Source organism: Streptococcus sp. cx1 (assembly GCF_052384325.1).
Classification (GTDB): Bacteria; Bacillota; Bacilli; order Lactobacillales; family Streptococcaceae; genus Streptococcus; species Streptococcus salivarius_G.
Genome location: NZ_JBQSUN010000002.1, coordinates 189,173 through 207,605, shown reverse-complemented (window position 1 = coordinate 207,605; position 18,433 = coordinate 189,173). Strand labels below are relative to the sequence as shown.

Sequence of the window (18,433 nt, the reverse complement as noted above, 5' to 3'; positions counted from 1 at the left end):
TAGTCGATATCCGTAGATTACTAATTCAAACATATAAAAGGCAAACATCTTTTAGTAGATGTTTGCCTTTTTCAGCTATGTCTAAACTTAGGATAGAATCTGTTGGATTTCTCGTCTGATACTATCTTTATCTAAACCATATTCCTTAAGAAGATAATCTTGTTGTCCTACTTGGCCAAAACGTTCTTTTATACCAAGTCGATAAACTGGTGTATTTACTTTGGTCGCCATCATTTCACAGATCGCACTACCTAAACCACCTATAACATTATGATTTTCAACAGTTAGTACTGGTTTATCCAACAACAAAGTTTCTACCTCAGGATGAATTGGTTTAACACGAAAGAGATCAATGACACCAACCGAATAACCTTCTTTTTCTAAAGAGTTCGCTACTTCTAAACAAGGAGCAACCATTATTCCACAACAAACCAAAGTAAGATCTTTTCCTTGTTTTAGATTAATATACCCTTTAGAGAAGTCTTCATCTCCTTTATATAGAGGGGATGGTTTTTTCCGAATAGTTCTAATATATTTTAAGCCACTCAAATGTAAAGTCTGTTGCAATACTGACTCAAATTGGATATCATCACTAACTTCAAAAACCGTAGCGTTAGGGACTAAGCGAAGGAGACCAAGCTCCTCAAAAGGCATATGCGTTCCACCATTCATCTCAGCACTAATACCGGCGTCTGATCCAATAACAGTTGCACTTAATTGAGCATAGCCAAGTGAAATAAACAACTGGTCAAATACTCTCCTTGAAGCAAATGGTCCAAACGTATGGAAATAAGGTTTAAACCCTTGGATGGATAAACCAGCAGAAAGGCCGACCATCTCTGATTCCATGATTCCACCATTAATGTATCGCATGCCAAATGCTTTCCCTAAATTATTTGTTCCCATTGAACTCGATAGATCCGCTTCTAATGCAACAACTTCCGGATGACTTTTATTAATATCAAGTAGGAAATCTCTGTAAACTAGACGCATTTCTTTTGCTTCTCTTTTCATACCATATCCTCCAGCCGCTTACGCAAGTCAAACACTGCTTTTTCTAACATTGCTCTTTGTTCATCTGAAGGGCGTAAATGATGATTAGCTGTCATAGTTTCAAGTTCAGGAACTCCTTGTCCTTTCACAGTATCTAGGACAATACACTTTGGTTGGTTAGAGGTCGAAGATTGCAATTCAATAATCGCATCGTAAATTTCCTTAATATCTGAGCCATCTACACGAATCGTTTCAAATCCAAAGGCTTTAAACTTCTCAACAAAGTCGCCAGGATTGCAGACCTCCTCTGTCGTCCCATCAAGTTGTTTTTTATTATCATCAACAAATACCAAGAGATTTCTCAATTTATGATGTGCTGCAAATTGAATTGCTTCCCAACATTGACCCTCATTTAACTCACCATCACCAACAATTGTATATGTAAAATGTGGAGAATCATTTATAATTTGACCATAAGCTATTCCAGTAGCAACGCTAATTCCTTGACCCAAAGAGCCTGTCGTCATATCAACTCCTGGAGTTAGATTTCTATCTGGATGTGACGGAAGTCGCGTACCATTCGTATTTAAAGAATGAAGAAAGTCTTTATCAAAAAATCCTTTTAAATAAAGTGTGCTATATAGAGCAGGACCAGCATGTCCTTTAGATAAAACGAAGTAATCTCTATCCTTCTTCTTAAATTGCTCTGGAGCCATATTCATCACTTTTCCGTATAACACGGCAAGTACTTCTACGACAGAGAGACTTCCACCATAATGTCCAAATCCTAAATGATTCAAGGTTTCCAGTGTATTTAATCTAATTTTGGTAGCAAAAGACTTTAATTCATGTACCTCTTTTGGACTTAGGGCCATAGCTTACTCCTCCTTAGCAGGTGCTTTATAAACGAGAGAAATTCCAACCATAGCTACAAGGACAACGATAAGACCAATAATAATACCAGCTTGTGAACCAACTTGGTTTAGAACACCAAGAATAATTCCTGACAAACCAAAGTCTGCATCTGAGAAAGTAGAACCTTGGAATCCAAGAGAACCAAGAACAGGCATCAAGAATACTGGCAAGAAGCTAATCAGAACACCTTGTAAAAAGGCACCAATTGTTGCTCCACGAACACCACCTGAGGCATTACCAATAACCCCTGCAGTTGCACCACAGAAGAAATGAGGAACAACACCTGGCAAAATGACAACAGATCCAGTAGCAATCATAAGGGCCATACTTACCAAACCACCAGCGAAACTAGAGATAAAACCAATCAAGACCGCATTGGGAGCGTATGGATAAACAATCGGACAGTCCAGAGCTGGTTTAGAATTTGGAACCAAGCGTTCAGAAATTCCCTTAAAGGCTGGTACAATTTCACCCAAAATTAAACGAACACCAGCGAGGATGACAAATACTCCTGCAGCAAATTGTCCAGCCAATTGAAGGGCATAAACTAAACCACTAGTACCACTACTCAATTCTTTTTCAATGTACCCTGACCCTGCAAAAATGGCAACGATTAGATAGATAATTGACATTGAAATTGTAATACTTACAGTACTATCACGTAAGAATGCTAAACTTTTTGGGAATTTTATATCTTCTGTTGATTTTGATTTATCCCCAACAAGACCACCAACAAATCCACTTAACCAATATCCCAATGAACTAAAGTGACCTAAGGCAACTTTATCATTACCAGTTAATTGAACCATGTATTTCTGAACGAAAGCTGGCGATAGACTCATGATAATACCTAAAGCTAGACCACCCAATAAAATTAATGGTAAGTTAGTAAATCCAGCAACTGATAAGATAACCGCAATCATACATGCCATATAAAGCGTATGATGACCTGTCAAAAAGATATATTTGAAGCGGGTAAATCTTGCAATAAGAATATTGAAGACCATACCTGCAAACATAATCATGGCTGTTGCTGAGCCGTAAGTTGTCAAGGCAACCGCTACAATCGCTTCATTATTTGGTACAACTCCTGATAGATGGAAGGCTTTTTCAAACATTGTTCCGAATGGATTCAAGGAACTTTGAATAATTCCTGCACCACCTGATACAACTAGAAAACCTACAAAGGTTTTAATACCACCCTTAATAATATCTGGTAATGCTTTCTTTTGAAGCACCAAACCTAGAATAGCAATTAAAGCCACCAATATGGCTGGTGTACTTACAATATCTAATAAGAACTTAATCATTGATAGAACCTCCTAAATAAGACCCTTTTCTTCACAAATTTTAGTTACTAATTCTTTCAGCTCATCCATATCAATAATGCTATTTAGTACCCTTACGTCACCTAGGTGTCCTGCTGAATCTTCCAAGTCACGTCCAACAATCCAAATATCCGCAGCACTTGGATCCGCACCACCTAAATCATAGTGTTCAACCTCAACACCAGTCACTCCTAGTTCGCTAAGAATAGATTCGATATTCATTTGAACCATAAAGCTAGAACCTAGTCCTGAACCACACGCTGTACCAATTCTCAACATAATTTAGTCCTCCTGTTGAATAATTTCTTTGATATCATTAAACTCTTGAGCTGTTAACAATCTTTCAACCTTAGCATTATCACGTAAAATCATCGTAAGATGTTTTAATGCTTTTAGGTGAGTCTGATTATCGACAGCAGCAATACAAATTAATAAACGAATTTCTTGAGCTGGATCATCCAGCAGATAAATTGGGTGGTCTAAAACCAACATGGACATGCCCACTTCATTAACACCATCTTCGGGTCTAGCATGGGGAATCGCAATTCCCTTTCCTAGATTAATGAAAGGTCCAAATTCTTCGACTTTTCCAATCATTGCTTCTGGGTAGTTGGCGGTAATTTGGCCACTTTCCAACAATGGCTGAGATGCTTTTCGAATAGCGTCCTTCCATCCCATTTTTTCTGAACTTCTATGAAACATTTTTTCCGTAATTAAATCTTGTAACAAAGGTAACACTTCCTTTCTCTGAATTTCTTCATATATAAATTTTTTCAGAGCAATGCGTAATTCTGATTCTTGTGAAACTGAAGCAAATCGCTTAATCAACTCAAGCAACCTCTCTAGCTCAATATCTTTGGAATCCATTTCTGGAAAATCTTTTGAGACTAATTGCACTAATTGTGAAGATTGCTCAACAGACATCATTACTGATACTAAATACTGAGGTTTTTTAGTATCAACTTTTACTGTTGAAAATACTAAATCGAATTCTTCATCCTTAAACTCATGCAAACGATCAACTCGAGTAACTCCGATAAAGCTAACCTGCGGAAATAAAATGCGTAGGTTTTCCTTTATCATAAGTGAAGAGCTCGTACCATTTGGACAGACAATAACTGCTTTGTAGTTTTTTCTAGTCGTCTCCTTCTTCTTAAGATAACCACCAAAATGAACGACAAAGTAAGCTATTTCACTGTCTGGAATAGGTTGACCTACAACCTTTGACAAGGGCTCCAAGGATTCCTTAACGAATTCAAATAAGTCTGGATGCTGTTCTTTTATCCTATCTGTATAATCATTTGAACTAGGAAGACCAAATTTTAAGCGATAGTAAACTGGAATCAAATGCTTCATCAAATTATCTTTGAGCGTGGCTTGCTTAGAAAATTGTAAAAGTGTAATACTTTCCATTTTTTCTACAATTTGATCCGTTAAAGTTTGGAAATAACTAAAATCAACAGAGGTATTTCCTTCAAAACCACTAGACAAGAGCCCAGCTATATATTGGCGATCTGATCTAGTAAAATTACTATCAAATCCCCCTAAATCATAAGCATTATCCAATAAAATATCTGCCAAATTACGTATCTGAGAAGGAGCCTCTATCTCCTCTGAAACTACTCTGGAAACTTTCCTTTGATAACGACATAAAATAAGCGTTATTCCATACAAACATTCTTGTAACTTATCGGAAATTGGCGTAAGATGTAGAATTTTTGAATAATCCTGAACAAGTTTATTTAAAATCTCAAAGGTAATACCATGAGGCCAAGCAGAAATAACATATTCAAGTCCCCAAAGTCCGACAGGAGAGTTTAGTAACTCATTAATGACTTTAAAAGCCATCAAATGTTTCTGTTTTTCATCACCAAGTATAATGTATCCTTGAGATCTAGAATATTCTATATCCAAGTGATGAGTTTGCAGATTCTTTCTCAAAGAACGAATATCAGACAAGGTGGTATTCTTACTAACCTTCAAAAAATCTTGATAGTGCCAATTGGAAACAAAATCCGTCCGACAAAAAGTATAAAGGTAAATTAACTGTAAACGAATCCTTTTGGGAAGCTGTAATTCTTCAGAACCAATTAAAGTCGCTATATTTTCATCGTTTAGTATGCCAGTAACGTAATACCTCCCTTTATCTTGCTCGATTTTTATTCCTCGGTTATCAAGATAAATAGTTAATTGATTGATACAATCTCTAACGTCTTTTATTGAGCAACGAGTTTTTACAGATAACTCATACAAAGAAAGATTTTGATTAGCCAGTAATGTTATCAAAACTACTATAATTTTATGATCAATCATTTTTTAACCTTTCTACTTAGATTATATGACACCGCTTACAAAACATAAAGATAATTAGGGCACAATTTAGAACGTTGTAAAAACTCTTTAGATTGTGCCCAAGATAGTATTTTAATGGATTTTAAAATAAAGCGACTTACAAAATCAAACCTTTTGAAAAGAACTGAATCATCCCATGACTATTTCTAAGCAAAAAAACTTAGAAGTATGAGTGCTTCTAAGTTTTTTCTTCTTATATAGCCTTTTCAACGTTTTGATCTTAGTTGAATAACCATTTTGTCAAAAAGTGCCATGTTTCTTTGGCAATACTTGCAAGGAAGGTTGATAGACTAAATTTGTTAAATGTTTTTAGGAGATTGTCAACTATTGGAGCAATAGTCTTAGGTGTTTCCACTGGAGTCTTACTTTCTTCTTCCTTACCAGTATTATCCTGAGATGGATTTGGTACTGTACTTGTATTGTCATGGCTATTATTTTGTCCAGTTGGTTCAGGCTCTGGAGCAACCTCAGGTTGATGCTCAGGTTCATCTGGTTTATTTTCCGGACTTGGTTCTGGACTAGGTTGTGGTTGAGGATCAGGTTTGATCGGCTCGTCAGTGGTGTCACTACTTGTGTTTGTCATTTTTTCAGTAACGAAGAAATTTTTGAATTCTACTGCTCCATCCCAAAGACCAACACCTACATGGGCTTGATTGAAGTAATTATCCACGGCATCAAATTGATGATGGAGCACTTCCTTACCATCGACATAGACTGTCATGGTGTCCTTGCCCTTTTCAACCTTGACGTGGTGGTACTGACCATCGTTGATTGCTTTATCCAGATGAGCTTCAGCGATGGTTTCACCACCAAAACGGAAGAGACGTACAGTATCGTTGTCAGCAAATTGGACAGAGTAGGCACGGCCTGGTTCTTCACGTTCCGCAGCTACAAAGAGGTTGACCAATCCATGTTGGTATTTGACGTCGATATCATAGTCAAATTGCTTGAAGCCATTACTTTCATAAGCCATGAAGAAGTCATTGGCACTGACATTGCTATCGTAAAGCGTATCGTCATCAATATACCAATTACCAGTGACAGCTTTCAAGCCTTTAAGGTTGGTCGCAAAATTATTGAGAGTGATGGCAATCTTAAAGGTCTTGGTCAATGAAGGATTTTCAACTGAGGTTGCTGTAACAGTGAGATGACCTTTATGAAGAGCTTTGAGAGAAAGTTTATTGTCATGTTCAGTATATGACACCAAACTTGGATCACTGACCGTCCATGTCACATCTTGCTCTTCAGAAGCGGGTGCGAGGTAAACCTGCAAGTCCTTGCTTTGACCAACTTCGAGGGTCAAATCACCTGCAACTGTGGTGTTCATGGCAACAGCCTTAGTGACTTCCTTCTTGTCAGTCCAAGTACTCTTAATTGGGTAGATAGCAATATTTGCTTTGGCTGGACCACCTTCAACCAAGACGCTCGCTCCAACGGCTCTTGGGCTTGGGAAAATCTGATTGGCACCAGCTACCGTATTGCCCTTAGCAAAGACTTCCACACTCGCACGGTCCACATAAAGATGCAAATCAATAGAACCATCTTCATTGCGAGTCACTTGTTGGCTATTAACCTTAGCAAAGGCATCAGAAAGAATTGTCCCAGATTGGCTACGGTCAATAGACAAAGTTTCCTTGGTTAAATCGTAAACGACCTTTGTAGCTTGACCATCACCGACGCGAAGGTTAAATCCAACTGCAGTCGTGTCCTTACCTGGTACAAAGTGAGAAACCACTTCATAAGTATCACCTGAGAAATCTTTAAGCAGTTCATTGTCAGAAGCTACTCTGACATTTTCAAAATACTGGGCATTATCTGTATCACGAAGGCTTTCATAGGCCTTAACAGGTGTTTGTGTTAAGAGGTAACGGTCGCCTGATTTAACCAAACCAAGGTCAAGGTTAAGGTTAAAGGTACCATTAAATTTTTGACCAACAGTATCTGCAACTAGATTGCAATAATCTTCCCAAGTGTTCATCCAGTTGATTTCAGTCAATTGCGGGATGTTTGGATGGTCAGCTGTCCCAAAATCATGAACATAGTAAGTCATGGCAGCATAGGAATCCTTACCAAAATTCATGATTTCATCATGTTCTTGGTAAACTTCATCAGCTACAAAGGCCCACTTACCATCCACTTGTTTAAAGTCTCCAACCTTGTAAGAACGACCACCACGTGAGAGGACCCACTTGAGTGCCCCATCATTGGCCACAATTGGATAGAGGTCAGGACATTCCGTATGCAAATCCTTATAGGTTGTTTCAACCTGCCAGTTCTTCAAATCTGGTGAGGAATAAATGCGGAGTGGACCACCAGCAAGGACCATAAACCATTGGTTATCCCAGCGAAAGACCTTAGGATCACGGAAATCTTGGTTTTGAAGTGGGTCCTGAGACCAGTCGGCAACCACCTTATCATATTTTTGCCAAGTTCTACCCTCGTCCTCACTATAGGCAATTTCAATCCGTTGCCCATTACCATTTGAAGTGATAATAGCTACCAGACCGCCTTCCGGAGATTTGAAGAGACCTGAGCTATTGGTACTATCAACCACGACAGAGCCTGAGAACATGTGACCTGTTGCATCTGGATAAAAAGCAATTGGCTCTTCATCCCAATGAAGCAAGTCTCGGCTGGTCGCATGAGCCCAGTGCATTGGACCCCATTTGGTATCATCGTAAAATTGATAGAAAAGATGGTAACGTCCTTTGTAGAAGACCAAGCCATTAGGGTCATTAGCCCAGCCATCCTTAACAGAATAATGATACTGATCACGGTAAAGCTCGTTGTAATAGACATCATCGCTCTGTCTTCGGTGGATATTGACACGGTAGGTCAAGGTCACTGGACGACCAAGCGAATCGGTCACACTACTTTCAATAGTAAAGTAATTGGAACCTACAGCCACTGGCAATTGAGAAATATCTGTGTAGACATTTCCTTTGGCATCTTCAACCTTGATGACAGCATTAGGATTGTGCTTAGTAATGTCAAAGCCTACCGTCTCAGCATTATGCCCTACATATTGGATATGAAGTGGTTCTTGGGAGAAGAATTGGGCTTGTTTTTCAACAGATCCTGTCTTTGAGGTCACCACAAGATTGTCAATCAAAGGAAGACTGGCATCATCAAGATTAACATAGCGGGTGTTTTTGAAAATGACATTGGCATTCCAATTAAGAAGTCCAAAGTAACCTTCTGGAAGGACTTGAGGTTGACCCTTGTCACTTTTTTGAAGAACAGCGTCACCTGTACTTGCGACAAGCACATCATTGACATAGTAAGATAGCCACTGATTAGCCGCAACTACTCTAAGATTGTAGGTTTCATCGGCAGTTGGTGTTACATCTTTTTCGTCTACAAGTTGAATATCATGATTATTGACCCAACGCCAAAACTTAACCTTATGGTTACCAGAGTCTACGTTGACCCCGTACATATTTTTATCGCTACTATCATTGTTACCACGGAAAATGAGGGCAGCGGCACCACCAGCTTCCTTGAAGGTCACATCTGTTGAATAGATAAAATTCTTGCCCTCGGATTGAGAATAAAGGAAAGAGTCTCCCTTGTCTTTGGCTTCTGAATGAATACCGTCAGCCTGCATTTCCCAGTGACCATTTTGGTCTGCGGTCATCCCTTCAAGATTGGTAACTGCTTCATTATTAGGCAAATCCGTTTTTTCCTCTGTCACATGAACAGGACTGGTGCTATTCGTTACAACTGGAGATTGTTCTTGATTGGTCTGATTCAAATCGGCTTCTTGCGCTTGGTTAGTTACTTTCTCAGCCTCACTAGCCTGTGTTTGTACTTCTTTTGACTGGTCAGGGATAGGCTGAGTGGGATTCTCTTGAGCTGTTTTAGCAGATTCGGAAACAAGAGACGGGCTCGGCTCTACCACTTGGGGGACTTCCTTGGTCGTGCTAGGAGTAAGCTCCGCTTGAGGGGTAACTTGATGGTCAGTTTTAGCTACCACTTCTTGAGGTACTTGGCTCACAGTTGCCTGTTCCACTTGGTCCGCATAGACAGGACCAGCCAGGGCCAAACCTGCAAAACTTACCAAGGCACAGCCGTAGACCCAAGTCTTCCCACTTTTGCGCATAAACCAATTTTTACAAACAGTATCATTCATGACTCTTCTCCTTCTTTAGAGTAACATTAAATGTTAACTCATTTTTCATGAAAATTCAAAGTCAATACATTCGCCTTTATTAATAAGCCTGTCAAAATTTCCGGAAATATCTCTAGGATTTACATTAAAACGGTAAACGCTTACTTTTAATATCATTATAGCACTATCGTCTGAAAATGTCGCATTTTTCTATAATATTTTTAATAGAAATAAAAAACTTCCGAATTTGCCATTCGAAAGTCCCTTACTTATGTTTAATCTGAGCCTGTTAGCAGGCTATTTCCAATAATACCAATGGTTACAATAGCAATCCCAAAGAATCCCAAAAGGCTAGGCAAAAGCGGCCAGTAAAATCAAAAGACTAGCACTCCACATCCAGGACCCACCCGAAAGATTCATATTTCGATTAAAAATGATAAATTGCAAGAATAAGTGCAACATTTAGTCAAACTCATCCTCTAGAGCTTCACAAGCAGTTCTGTAAGCTAAACATTTTCGCGGTCGGTGATTGATATCATATAAGGCTTTGTTCAAAGCCTCCTCAGAGATAGCGGCTAAATCTGTTTTCTTTGGGAAATATTCTCTTAGTAAGCCATTTGCGTTTTCATTGCTTCCTCTCTACCAGGAAGAATAGGCGTCCGCAAAGAAAAAGGGAATTCCTAAGTTCTCCACCAGAGGATAGCAGGCAAACTCTTTTCCCCTGTCTGAAGTGAAGGTTTTAAGAGTCTCTTTTGGAAATAGCCTACAAAGTTGTTCGATAGCTGAAAACATGGCTTTGGCTGTTCTATCTGGTATCTTGAAAGCTAAGTAAAAACGAGTTTTTCGCTCTAGAAAGTTCGCTAAACAGCCCTTACTTTTGCCTCTGGAAGACACCACAGTATCGAGCTCCCAGTGGCCAAAAGTCTCACGATTCCTGACCTCTTTAAGACGTTTGGCAATCGACGTGCCAATCCTAAATGTCCCACGTGTTTCTTTGGGCTGTCGACTTTTTCCCTTTCGGCGCAGGACGCTTAAATCCGGATCAATCAAACCAGCATAGAGCCAATTATAGATGGTTTTAAAAGCTACCATTGGCTTTTGTTCAAGCTGATAGCGACCACAAATCTGTTCAGGTGACCAAGAGGCTTTTAACCCCTTCTCAATTTTCTTTTTCAACTTTGGTGTCAAACAAGACTTCCGACCCTTTTGCTTAGCCCTGTGGTCGTACTGTTCCTGTGCTAAGACGGCGGAATAACCATTTTGGCATCGTCTTAACTCTCTTGAAATGGTAGACTTATGGACACCAAGTTTACTTGCAATTTGGCAAGATTTCAAACCTAAATCCAAGTAAGTTTCTATCTTTATTCGGTCGGTTATGGTAAGATGGGAGTAGCTCATAGTTTTTCCTCGGGTTCTGTTTGTGTGGTTACTTACAGTTTACACCAATGAAACGCTATGAGTTTTTTTGTTGCACTATATTTTACAATTTATCAAAAAGAAAAACTGCAATTTCTACTTTACAGTTTTCTTCTTTCCTATAATTTTTAGCTTTTCACTATTTTGAAAAGATTAACACTTATTTGTACTTTTCTATCTCCGTTTCTAATAGACTGAGCATGCTAGCATTGTGCTCTTTGACACTGTTATTATCCCATTTTCGATCATATTTCTTGAGCAGGTCACTCATCGCCTTCAACTTGGGACTTTGCTCTATTATATTTGGAAAATGCTCAACCTTCTCAATTGGAAACCGATTCGAAAACTTTGAATTGGCTGAAACAGTGATGAGAGCAAGATTCCCCAACAGATCTCTATTTTCAACAGTCACTGAATTATCAGCGTTAATAGGGTGCTGAGGGAAGAAATGTTCGATAGAATTTCTGAACTGGAATTGGAAATTGCTAAATTCAGATGCTCTATCCCTCGCCAACAGATAATCCAAATAAGTAAAGACAATCCGATCGATACCAAATCCACTTCGATTTCGATAATCTGAAGATTCAATTTTTTTGCAGCAATACTTTTCTAAGGTAGGGATAAGGAGTTTGCCATCTTGCTCTTTATTCACATTCGTCAAGACTCTAGCAATCCAGTGCATGGTCTTAGGGGAAGTATAGGTCACGCGCAGGCAAGATTCTAGGAGTCGTAATTGTTGATTATCCGTTCCTTCTTCTTGATCCATTGAGTCTAAAGTAGATTTATAGGATGGTTTTCTCCCCTTTTTATCCTCATACATGACGAGCTTTTGTAAAGACCATTTCCCTTCGACCTTGTATTCACCGATATATTCTCTTTTAATAATATAACGATCAAATAGATACCGATACTTCAAAAGAGCATAGATAAACTCCAAGGCCTTTTCTTTACTAGCCCATCTGTCCTTTAATAAGTCAAGGAATCGCTTATCATCTAATCCACTATCACGATCCGTCTCAGTCATCTCCATGGCTTCATTGACCTGCAAAAGAAAATTTGGAAAGTTAATGATAGACTCAAACCGTTCATTTTCTTCTTCCCTATCATCAATTTGATTAGACACAGTAGAATCCGGCGCTTGCAAGATAGTTTTTAAGGTAAATTGAGTCTCATCACTGTTATTTTCTGCATTAAAAATGTCACGAAGATCTGAGAAGTCAGCCACCCTCAGCATATCCCAATTTGCACTAAATAGTTTTTCACGTATTTTTACTGGGAGAACCATCTGAAGATAGTTGTCCATTTGTGCACAAGCATCCCAAATCGTAGCTGCAATTAGTTTATCTTTTTTGTCCTCTTCACTGAATCCATTTTCAGACTTGATAGCACCCAAAATCTTTGCTTTCACAATTTCATGGAGCTCCAATTGCTCTCCACGAGTATTCATGATCTCAAAATAGTGATTCAAATCGATATTTTGAGGAACCTGGGTTCGGATGATTGTTACAGTAGAAAACTTATCTCTAAACCGTTTTTTATAATCATCATTAGCGTTTTTGCTCTGGAAATATTTCTTAATTATTTCATATCCTTCTACTAACTCTTCTGAATAAAGAGAAGGCTCTTTACTATCCATTACAGTTTCGATCTCACCTAGAGTGATGTTCGATTTTTCTCTAGCTTCAAATTTCAAAGGATTTCTTTCTACAGAAGGATGATCCAGATAACGAAGAAGCAAAAACAAAGTAGTTAAGCGTTGCTGGCCATCGATTACTTCATAAACTCGAGGTTGGACTTGATTGACCACTAAACTGCCAAGGTAATATTTACTTGAATTAGTTTCGTCAAGATCATCAATATCCATTAGCAATTGCTCAATTTCATCTTTTCTCCATGCGTAATTTCGTTGATAGATTGGGATGACATAGTTGACATTTTCAAAAACATTGTCCACATTCAATTCATCTGGTTGAATATACTTTTCACTTCTCATTAGACTAGTCCTCCTCTCCAAATACTTTATCATAGAGTTTTTGATAGCGTTTTTTATTCACGTTGGAATTCTGGAAAGCTTCCTTTGAGATAATATCTAAAACAATGGTATCCAACCCTATCGGATCCTGCATTTCAGAAATCAAAGCAAAGAGATTCAATCCCTTATTGATACGATCTGATTGTCCTTGTGCGTACTTATTTACCGATTCTCTATAGACTGCTTTCATGATCAATCTTAGAGAATAAGCCCATCTATGTAGAAAAGACAATCTTGCAGGTGTCAATTCCTTCATACTGAATTTATCGACAAAGAAGATCAAAATATTTATGAAGAGATTATAAACATAGAGATCACCAGTTCCGTTTTTTATGACCTCTTCTTCATTAAATCTACTATCGACCAAGTTCACAATCTCTCTATAGAGGTTGGCATAATGCAAAGTGTATGAAAAGAATCTTTTTCCAGCAATCAAGGGTTGGGTTAACTGGAATTGATTCAAAGGAATTCCAGTTGTTAGCTCATACACTTTGTCAGCATTAAAACGTTCCACATAAAGATGAGAGGCTTTAGCATAAGTCGCAAAATGATGGGGATTCGAAGGTTTAATTCCCTTAAAAGTTTGAATATCTTTAGTAGAATAATGAAGGCCATTTTTGTTCTTATACCATCTCACTAAGGGGAAGAGATTGTCTGCAAAGAGATCCTCCAGTTCGCTTTGATTTTTATTTTCCCAAGCTTGTATGATCTCAATCTTATCACTTTCAGATTCATCATTCATTTCTCTCAAATGATAAGATTTCAACAAATCATGTGGAGAGAGAGCCTTCCCCCGAGAATTCTGGGAGTCAAAGAATTGAAAAGCTTCCTGCTCATCATTCGTGATAATCTTTACCAAAGAACAGTTATCAAGAAGATAATCAGCATACTTTTTAACTTCTTGTCCGTCAAACTCTCTTAGCTTGCGCTTGATGATTTGGAAATTATGCACGATCGCTTCTCTAGATAGTTCATTATATTCCTCATTCAGCAAGGATGAAAGATTAGCATATGATGCCTCTTGAAGTATCTCATACACCACAAATAAAAGAATAGAAAGAGTTGTTAAGCGCTGCTGGCCGTCGACAATATTAAGTTTAGAAGATGCGTCATTTATGTTTTCTCTGTGGAGTACAACAGACCCCATTCGATATTCTGGAATTCTATTCTTAAACGCCTCATAAGTATCTGTGATCAGTCTAAGTGCTGATTGTGTTCCCCAACGATACGGTCTCTGATAATTAGGAATCGCTAACCTTTCTACCATCATTTCTCTAACACTGACAATGCGCAAATTTTCATTCAAGTTTGACATTGAACAACTCCTCTATCTACTTCAATTTCTTTAAATACGGTTTTATATCACTCATTATAACATTTTAAGAAGTCAACTCAAGATTGATGACGAATTTTTATTTATGACAAAGAAAAACAGCCAACCATTGGGTTAACTGCTAAAAAAAGTTATCAAGTTAATTATTAAAAGAATCAGTATCCAAATTCACTTTAAATCGTACTTCCAGTCTTCTCCATCTTGGTAGTAGAAAAATTCAGACAGGTCTTCTTCAAGAAAGATACGAAGCATATCCTCCATATCTAGAGAGAGGTCTAGATTTGGCAATTCTTTCAGGTCCTCCCACCAGACTTCCCCCTCTTCAGAGGATATTAATTCTCCGTCAAACTTTTCTGTCTTATAAAAGAGAACTACATAACGAATGCCGTCTTCTACCCAATCTTTCATTCCACAAATCCGGGGAGAAGCAATCCTTAAGCCAGTTTCTTCCTTCACTTCACGGATTACTGCTTCCGTAAATGATTCTCCCGCTTCGACATGACCACCAGGAAAGGTTATGCCTGGCCAGTCCTTTTTTTTACGATCAATAACAAGAACTCTATCGCCGTCTCTTACCATACAAAGATTTGTAAACTCAACAGTCTCATTCATACAAATACTTCCTAACTATGTTTGTCTTTTTCTTTAAGGATAGGATAAACAATCTCTACCCTATTCTTCTTTTAGTTGCACTTGTGTACGGGCTAGTAGGTCTCCTAGATGCCTCTTATCTTTCCTAAATATCGTCATTGCCAGTAGCAAAACTGCAAGTAGAGTCGCCGAATTAGAAAGGATAATGGATACCACATCAAAATCACTATATAAGCCATGAATCGTGCCCACATGACCGAGTTGCCAAGGTAAAAATTTGATAACATTTCTAATCAAGCTAGCCTGCACTGTTTTTTTCTGGTAGACCAGTTCAAGTCCAGCTTTTACCTTCCCAAAACTGCCATCATTTTTATAATCCAAGAATGTGAAAAGGAGCGTGATTGGCAAAACAGAGGTGAAAAATACAAGCCACTGCGACTGAATTTCTGTAAACTCTGGGACACCATTAAAAAAGATGATGTAAATAAGCATCGAACTTAAAAACAGAAGAACTAAATAAGCTAGAATGAAAAGATAATCAAAGAGAAATTCAATCATTCTTTTTTTAAACGGAATAGGGTTTATTGCTATAATTTTCATCATCATCTCCCCCTTTCTCATCTCCTATTATAACATTTTTAATATTCTAAATAATATTTGAGAGGAAAATCTGCTGGCTAGCACCCTCGCAAATTGAGATTGTTTCATAATTGTAAACTCCTGTAGGTTTTATTATACACTACTTCTATTATGGCTTTTGGACTTTATTTCAATTTTACGTTATATTATTATTAAAAATCTAAATCATAAGGAATTATGTATGTCAGAAGATATTAAAATCAAGATTGGAAAAAGAATTCGTGAAGAACGTGAGCACCAAGGGCTAACTCGAGAGCAGGTTTGTGACACCGAAGAAGAATTAACCGTCAAACAACTGATGAGAATTGAGCTCGGTCGCTCATTACCAACTATTGTCAAACTGCAGTATATCAGTGATAAATTAGGAGTTTCCCTAAACTATTTGCTAGGTGAAACAAAACTAGACATTCCTGAAGACTATTATAAGGCTAAATATAAACTCATGAAGTCTCCTGTCTATGGCGACCCCGAACGTATCAAGAAGAAGCTAAAAGATATTGAGGAACTCTACGACAACTATATTGATATTCTACCAGAGGACGAGCTTTTTGCTATTGATATCATTGAAAGAACGTTAAATTTTATGGTTATGGAAGAAGATAGTCTTATTGAATCTGTATTTGAAGACTATTTGACTCAAGCGTTGAAAAAAGAAGCATACTCCTTAAATGACCTTCTATTAATTTCATACTATGCATTTCGATGTCAGGATTATGACTATGATAATGAGAGAATTGAAAAATTTAGACATAAATTAATTAAGCAAGAATTACAAGGGGAAGAGCTAGTTAATGTTGAACTACTTGGGGCATTGTCAACTATAGCTGGAATCTATGTTATGCATCATGATTATAGAAATATGAAAACTATTGTCTATAAAATGCATACTGTTATTGATAAGACACTACAACATGCTTACAAACCCGCCGTACTCATTTTGGAAGCAAAATACTATTTATATTATGAGAATAACATAGAAAAAGCAACCGAACTCTATAATACAGCTACTGTACTAGCCGAAGCTTTTGGAGACCAAGTCTTCATCAAGAATTTAAAAATGGAAATACAAAAAGATTTAAATACAAGTAACGAGTCAAAGTGACATAGATGTCCTTTTGATTCGTTATTTTTTTGTTTATACTCGTTCATATAATCAAATTGGAGAAATCAAGATATGACAAACCTTATCGTAGCAAAACAGTTAAGCAAAGAATTTCAAAAATATAAAGCAATAGAAAATCTAAACTTCACAGTTGAAAAAGGTGAAATTCTAGGTTTCCTTGGGCCATCAGGTTCTGGTAAAACGACAACAATCAATATCTTAACAGGTCAACTCACTCCTAGTCAGGGAGAAACTTATATTTTGGGCAAATCATCCCTTCAGTTAAAAGAAGATGATTTGTCAAAGATTGGTTTAATCACTGAAAATAGTGGTTTTTATGAAAAATTGACACTTTATGACAATCTTCTATTCTTCGCAAAGCTTTACAATGTTTCACCAGATTATATTGACAATTTGATGAAACGTGTCGGTCTTTATGACCATCGTAAAACCTTGGCAGACAAGCTCTCTACAGGGATGAAACAACGGATGCTTTTAGTGAGAGCTATCATAAACAAGCCAAAAGTTCTCTTTCTTGATGAACCTACTTCTGGATTAGATCCATCAACGTCTCAAACAATTCATGCTCTTATTGAAGAACTAAAACAACAAGGAACAACCATTTTTTTGACGACACATGACATGAATGAAGCTACCATTTTATGCGATAAGATTGTACTTTTAAATAAAGGAAAGATTGTCGAAGAGGGGAAACCTGCTGAACTTATTCAGAAATATAATACAAATAAAATGGTAAAAGTGACCTACTGCTCAGGTCAAGAAAAAGTGATTCCTTTCTCTGAATTAAATCATATTAGTGCTACTCAAGATATTCAAACCATCCACTCATGTGAACCAACTTTAGAGGACATCTTCATCCAACTTACAGGAGGAAAACTTAATGTTTAACCAATTAAAATCTTTACTATGGCTTAGAAAGCGAGTTATCAAATCTAACAAAACCATTATCCTACAAATTCTCCTTCCTTTAGGGTTTGCCTTTCTCTACAAACATATCTATGAGATTCAAGGTAGCCTAAACAACTCAATGAAAGTCAATCTATTAGTCAACTGTTTAGCCCTATCTTTGAGTTTATCAGTTGGAAATCCAATCAGTACTATTGTTTCCGAAGAAAAGGAAAAAAATATTTTAAGAACCTTGTTTTTAAGTGGTGTTAACAGTAAAAACTATATTCTTTCAGTTTTATTTTATCCAGTTCTTATTAGCTTAGTGATGACAACTGCTATTCCGAAAATACTCGAACTTAATATTGAAAATAATTATAGTGCTTATCTTATCATCTCGCTTGCTACAGCTATAGTAATAATGCTGATTAATCTTTTCATTGGATTAATCAGTAAAACGCAAGTATCTGCCCAAGTAATTAGCCTTCCAGTATCAATGATTAGTATGTTTATTCCAATGCTTTCAGGGATCAGTAAAGATTTCGATAATGTCACGAAGTACAGTTATATGGGATTGTTCACAAAATCTATAAGCCAGCTTGAAAGCTTTAAGTGGCAAGACCAAATAGCAAGCTCACTTTCTCTACTAGCGTGGTTGCTCCTCTTTGCTACACTGACCATTCTACAATCTAAGAGATTACGAAAAATATCTTAA

The 18,433-nt window shown here is 37.4% G+C and carries 13 protein-coding genes and 1 pseudogene; 3 read left to right on the top strand and 11 right to left on the bottom strand.

Annotated features, from left to right (window positions below; genetic code table 11):
• Nucleotides 1-87: 87 nt before the first annotated feature.
• The 11 genes and pseudogenes from ACT170_RS04620 to ACT170_RS04570 all read right to left on the bottom strand — a co-directional run bounded on the left by ACT170_RS04620 (nt 88) and on the right by ACT170_RS04570 (nt 15,674).
• Nucleotides 88-1,014: a transketolase family protein gene (locus ACT170_RS04620; RefSeq protein WP_060933719.1), complete on the bottom strand. Its 927-nt coding sequence runs from the start codon at nt 1,012-1,014 to the stop codon at nt 88-90.
• Complete coding sequence (locus ACT170_RS04615) at nt 1,011-1,868, bottom strand: transketolase (RefSeq protein ID WP_060933720.1); 858 nt, start codon at nt 1,866-1,868, stop codon at nt 1,011-1,013. Before ACT170_RS04615 ends, ACT170_RS04620 begins: the two co-directional genes overlap by 4 nt.
• 3 nt (nt 1,869-1,871) lie before the next feature.
• Nucleotides 1,872-3,218, bottom strand: a complete 1,347-nt coding sequence (locus tag ACT170_RS04610; RefSeq protein ID WP_060933721.1) for a PTS ascorbate transporter subunit IIC — start codon at nt 3,216-3,218, stop codon at nt 1,872-1,874.
• A gap of 12 nt (nt 3,219-3,230) precedes the next feature.
• Nucleotides 3,231-3,515, bottom strand: a complete 285-nt coding sequence (locus ACT170_RS04605) for a PTS sugar transporter subunit IIB (protein WP_037612076.1) — start codon at nt 3,513-3,515, stop codon at nt 3,231-3,233.
• A gap of 3 nt (nt 3,516-3,518) precedes the next feature.
• A complete protein-coding gene (locus tag ACT170_RS04600) occupies nt 3,519-5,549 on the bottom strand; it encodes a BglG family transcription antiterminator (protein ID WP_060933722.1) in 2,031 nt (676 codons plus the stop codon).
• Between the two features lie 259 nt (nt 5,550-5,808).
• A complete protein-coding gene (locus ACT170_RS04595; RefSeq protein ID WP_444818093.1) occupies nt 5,809-9,720 on the bottom strand; it encodes a GH32 C-terminal domain-containing protein in 3,912 nt (1,303 codons plus the stop codon).
• 441 nt (nt 9,721-10,161) lie between these two features.
• Nucleotides 10,162-11,097: pseudogene (locus tag ACT170_RS04590) on the bottom strand (IS30 family transposase).
• A gap of 178 nt (nt 11,098-11,275) precedes the next feature.
• Nucleotides 11,276-13,108 (bottom strand): GmrSD restriction endonuclease domain-containing protein, encoded by a 1,833-nt coding sequence (locus ACT170_RS04585; RefSeq protein ID WP_014634651.1) that lies wholly within the window; start codon nt 13,106-13,108, stop codon nt 11,276-11,278.
• Between the two features lie 4 nt (nt 13,109-13,112).
• The gene (locus ACT170_RS04580) at nt 13,113-14,462 is read right to left on the bottom strand and encodes a DUF262 domain-containing protein (RefSeq protein ID WP_014634652.1); all 1,350 of its coding nucleotides are present in this window, start codon (nt 14,460-14,462) and stop codon (nt 13,113-13,115) included.
• Between the two features lie 186 nt (nt 14,463-14,648).
• Nucleotides 14,649-15,092, bottom strand: a complete 444-nt coding sequence (locus ACT170_RS04575) for an 8-oxo-dGTP diphosphatase (protein WP_014634653.1) — start codon at nt 15,090-15,092, stop codon at nt 14,649-14,651.
• Nucleotides 15,093-15,152: 60 nt separating this feature from the next.
• Nucleotides 15,153-15,674, bottom strand: coding sequence for an RDD family protein (locus ACT170_RS04570; protein WP_225901291.1), 522 nt, complete (start codon nt 15,672-15,674; stop codon nt 15,153-15,155).
• Nucleotides 15,675-15,891: 217 nt separating this feature from the next.
• Between ACT170_RS04570 and ACT170_RS04565 the strand changes: the two genes are divergently transcribed.
• The 3 genes from ACT170_RS04565 to ACT170_RS04555 all read left to right on the top strand — a co-directional run bounded on the left by ACT170_RS04565 (nt 15,892) and on the right by ACT170_RS04555 (nt 18,433).
• Entirely contained in the window at nt 15,892-16,812 is a 921-nt protein-coding gene (locus tag ACT170_RS04565; RefSeq protein ID WP_048790880.1) for a helix-turn-helix domain-containing protein, read from the top strand.
• A 72-nt stretch (nt 16,813-16,884) separates the two neighbouring features.
• The gene (locus ACT170_RS04560; protein ID WP_021143978.1) at nt 16,885-17,721 is read left to right on the top strand and encodes an ABC transporter ATP-binding protein; all 837 of its coding nucleotides are present in this window, start codon (nt 16,885-16,887) and stop codon (nt 17,719-17,721) included.
• Nucleotides 17,714-18,433, top strand: coding sequence for an ABC transporter permease (locus tag ACT170_RS04555; RefSeq protein WP_048790878.1), 720 nt, complete (start codon nt 17,714-17,716; stop codon nt 18,431-18,433). The genes ACT170_RS04560 and ACT170_RS04555 overlap by 8 nt, the downstream gene beginning before the upstream one ends.

What these genes read in the sequence shown, in the direction of transcription:
- ACT170_RS04570 (WP_225901291.1), bottom strand. Translation starts at nt 15,674, where the DNA reads ATGATGAAAATTATAGCAATAAACCCTATTCCGTTTAAAAAAAGAATG.
- ACT170_RS04585 (WP_014634651.1), bottom strand. Translation starts at nt 13,108, where the DNA reads ATGAGAAGTGAAAAGTATATTCAACCAGATGAATTGAATGTGGACAAT.
- ACT170_RS04600 (WP_060933722.1), bottom strand. Translation starts at nt 5,549, where the DNA reads ATGATTGATCATAAAATTATAGTAGTTTTGATAACATTACTGGCTAAT.
- ACT170_RS04620 (WP_060933719.1), bottom strand. Translation starts at nt 1,014, where the DNA reads ATGAAAAGAGAAGCAAAAGAAATGCGTCTAGTTTACAGAGATTTCCTA.
- ACT170_RS04610 (WP_060933721.1), bottom strand. Translation starts at nt 3,218, where the DNA reads ATGATTAAGTTCTTATTAGATATTGTAAGTACACCAGCCATATTGGTG.
- ACT170_RS04560 (WP_021143978.1), top strand. Translation starts at nt 16,885, where the DNA reads ATGACAAACCTTATCGTAGCAAAACAGTTAAGCAAAGAATTTCAAAAA.
- ACT170_RS04575 (WP_014634653.1), bottom strand. Translation starts at nt 15,092, where the DNA reads ATGAATGAGACTGTTGAGTTTACAAATCTTTGTATGGTAAGAGACGGC.
- ACT170_RS04555 (WP_048790878.1), top strand. Translation starts at nt 17,714, where the DNA reads ATGTTTAACCAATTAAAATCTTTACTATGGCTTAGAAAGCGAGTTATC.
- ACT170_RS04615 (WP_060933720.1), bottom strand. Translation starts at nt 1,868, where the DNA reads ATGGCCCTAAGTCCAAAAGAGGTACATGAATTAAAGTCTTTTGCTACC.
- ACT170_RS04580 (WP_014634652.1), bottom strand. Translation starts at nt 14,462, where the DNA reads ATGTCAAACTTGAATGAAAATTTGCGCATTGTCAGTGTTAGAGAAATG.
- ACT170_RS04605 (WP_037612076.1), bottom strand. Translation starts at nt 3,515, where the DNA reads ATGTTGAGAATTGGTACAGCGTGTGGTTCAGGACTAGGTTCTAGCTTT.
- ACT170_RS04595 (WP_444818093.1), bottom strand. Translation starts at nt 9,720, where the DNA reads ATGAATGATACTGTTTGTAAAAATTGGTTTATGCGCAAAAGTGGGAAG.
- ACT170_RS04565 (WP_048790880.1), top strand. Translation starts at nt 15,892, where the DNA reads ATGTCAGAAGATATTAAAATCAAGATTGGAAAAAGAATTCGTGAAGAA.